Origin of the sequence: Streptococcus sp. 1055, from assembly GCF_013276815.1 — a bacterium.
Lineage (GTDB): Bacteria > Bacillota > Bacilli > Lactobacillales > Streptococcaceae > Streptococcus > Streptococcus pseudopneumoniae.
On sequence record NZ_VMLT01000119.1, the window covers coordinates 1 to 2,900 of the forward strand.

Genomic DNA, 2,900 nt, shown 5'->3' on the forward strand with positions numbered 1-2,900 from the left:
TTTGAGGTTGTGGATAGAACTGACAGAGTCAGTATCATATACCTACGGTAAGGCGACGCTGACGTGGTTTGAAGAGATTTTCGAAGAGTATTAGATAAGTGAAGTATTTTAAAGGAATTAAAAAGGAGAAATAGAATGAAAAATAAACGTTTAATTGGAATTATCGCTGCATTAGCAGTCTTAGTAGCAGGAAGCTTGATTTACTCTTCAATGAATAAATCAGAAGCTCAGAATAATAAGGATGAGAAGAAAATAGCCAAGATTGGTGTGCTTCAATTTGTGAGCCATCCATCCCTTGATTTGATTTATAAAGGGATTCAAGACGGACTTGCAGAAGAAGGATATAAAGATGATCAAGTTAAAATCGATTTTATGAACTCAGAAGGTGACCAAAGTAAGGTTGCGACAATGAGTAAACAATTGGTTGCAAATGGCAATGACCTTGTGGTTGGTATTGCGACACCAGCTGCTCAAGGTTTGGCTAGTGCAACAAAAGACCTACCTGTTATTATGGCTGCTATTACAGACCCAATTGGTGCTAACTTGGTTAAAGATTTGAAAAAACCAGGTGGCAACATTACAGGGGTATCTGACCACAATCCAGCTCAACAACAAGTTGAACTCATCAAAGCTTTGACACCAAATGTGAAAACAATCGGAGCTCTTTACTCAAGCAGCGAAGATAATTCCAAAACTCAGGTCGAAGAATTTAAGGCTTATGCTGAAAAAGCAGGTCTGACAGTGGAAACATTTGCAGTTCCTTCAACAAATGAAATTGCCTCAACTGTCACTGTTATGACTAGCAAGGTAGATGCTATTTGGGTTCCAATTGATAACACCATTGCATCAGGATTTCCAACGGCTGTCTCTAGCAATCAAAGTTCTAAGAAACCAATTTATCCAAGTGCGACAGCTATGGTAGAAGTAGGTGGTTTGGCATCAGTTGTAGTTGACCAACATGACCTTGGTGTGGCAACTGGAAAAATGATTGCGCAAGTCTTGAAAGGTGCAAAACCAGCCGATACCCCAGTCAATGTCTTTTCAACTGGTAAGTCAGTCATCAATAAAAAAATAGCACAAGAACTAGGTATTACGATTCCTGAGTCTGTTCTCAAAGAAGCAGGACAAGTCATCGAATAAATAAGGTAGGGAGGAGGAGACTCTTCCCATTTTTTAAAAAGATGAATATAGAAAGGATTAAATAAAATATGATTGTTTCCATTATTTCTCAAGGATTTGTCTGGGCTATTCTAGGTCTGGGAATCTTTATGACATTTAGGATTTTGAACTTTCCAGATATGACAACAGAAGGTTCCTTCCCTCTTGGGGGAGCTGTTGCTGTCACTCTGATAACCAAAGGCGTGAACCCTTTTTTAGCGACACTGCTTGCTGTAGGAGCAGGTTGTTTGGCTGGTATGGCAGCAGGACTTCTTTATACAAAAGGGAAGATCCCAACTTTGCTCTCAGGGATTTTGGTGATGACTTCCTGTCACTCTATCATGCTCTTGATTATGGGACGTGCCAATTTAGGCTTACTTGGAACCAAGCAAATCCAGGATGTTTTGCCTTTTGATTCAGATTTGAACCAACTCTTGACAGGTCTTATCTTTGTCAGTTTTGTTATTGCTCTCATGCTCTTTTTCTTGGATACCAAACTCGGACAAGCCTATATTGCTACAGGTGACAATCCTGATATGGCTAGAAGTTTCGGGATTCATACTGGACGCATGGAGCTCATGGGCTTGGTCTTATCAAATGGTGTGATTGCCCTTGCAGGAGCTCTCATTGCCCAGCAAGAAGGGTATGCTGATGTATCTCGAGGGATCGGGGTTATCGTTGTGGGGCTTGCAAGTTTGATTATTGGAGAAGTTATTTTCAAGAGTTTGAGTTTGGCAGAACGTCTGGTTACCATCGTTGTAGGTTCTATCGCTTATCAATTCTTAGTGTGGGCGGTTATTGCGCTTGGCTTTAATACAAGTTACCTTCGTTTGTACAGCGCCGTGATTTTAGCAGTCTGCCTCATGATTCCAACATTTAAGCAAACCATCTTGAAAGGAGCCAAGTTAAGCAAATGACAGCAATTGTAGAATTAAAAAATGCAACCAAAATCGTTAAAAATGGCTTTGATGAAGAGAAGATTATTTTAAATGATGTTTCCTTAGAAATTTTTGAACAGGATTTCATCACGATTTTAGGTGGAAATGGTGCTGGGAAATCAACTCTCTTTAACACTATTGCAGGAACCTTGTCCTTAACCAGTGGAACTATCCGTATTTTGGGTGAGGATGTTACCAAGTTTTCACCAGAGAAGCGGGCCAAGTATCTGTCTCGAGTTTTCCAAGATCCAAAGATGGGGACAGCTCCTCGTATGACGGTTGCTGAAAATCTTTTGATTGCCAAGTTTCGTGGTGAAAAGCGGGGATTGTTACCACGACGCTTGACTAGTTATAAGGATGAATTTCAGTCAACCATTGAAAAAGTAGGAAATGGTCTTGAGAAACACTTGAATACACCGATTGAGTTTTTATCAGGTGGTCAAAGACAGGCCTTGAGTCTCTTGATGGCAACCTTGAAGCGACCTGAATTACTCTTGTTAGACGAGCATACTGCAGCTCTTGATCCAAAGACCAGTGTCGCACTCATGGAATTGACGGATGAATTTGTCAAGAAGGATCAATTGACAGCGCTTATGATTACCCATCATATGGAAGATGCTCTCAAATATGGCAATCGCTTAATTGTCATGAAAGAAGGACGAATTATCCAAGATTTGAACCAAGAAGAAAAAGCAAAAATGAAAATCTCTGATTATTATCAACTCTTTGAATAAAGTAGGGAAAATGAGTGAAATGGTTTACTTTTTTTCTGAAATAAAGTATACTCCCATCTTTGACAGTTTT

At 39.8% G+C, this 2,900-nt stretch carries 3 protein-coding genes; all 3 read left to right on the top strand.

Features of this window, described 5'->3' with window-relative positions; translation table 11 throughout:
- Positions 1-135: 135 nt before the first annotated feature.
- Positions 136-1,140 (top strand): tryptophan ABC transporter substrate-binding protein, encoded by a 1,005-nt coding sequence (gene trpX, locus HT699_RS09905; protein ID WP_172934326.1) that lies wholly within the window; start codon positions 136-138, stop codon positions 1,138-1,140.
- A 68-nt stretch (positions 1,141-1,208) separates the two neighbouring features.
- Positions 1,209-2,075: an ABC transporter permease gene (locus HT699_RS09910; protein WP_000637229.1), complete on the top strand. Its 867-nt coding sequence runs from the start codon at positions 1,209-1,211 to the stop codon at positions 2,073-2,075.
- A complete protein-coding gene (locus HT699_RS09915; protein WP_172934327.1) occupies positions 2,072-2,830 on the top strand; it encodes an ABC transporter ATP-binding protein in 759 nt (252 codons plus the stop codon). Before HT699_RS09910 ends, HT699_RS09915 begins: the two co-directional genes overlap by 4 nt.
- Positions 2,831-2,900: the final 70 nt, after the last annotated feature.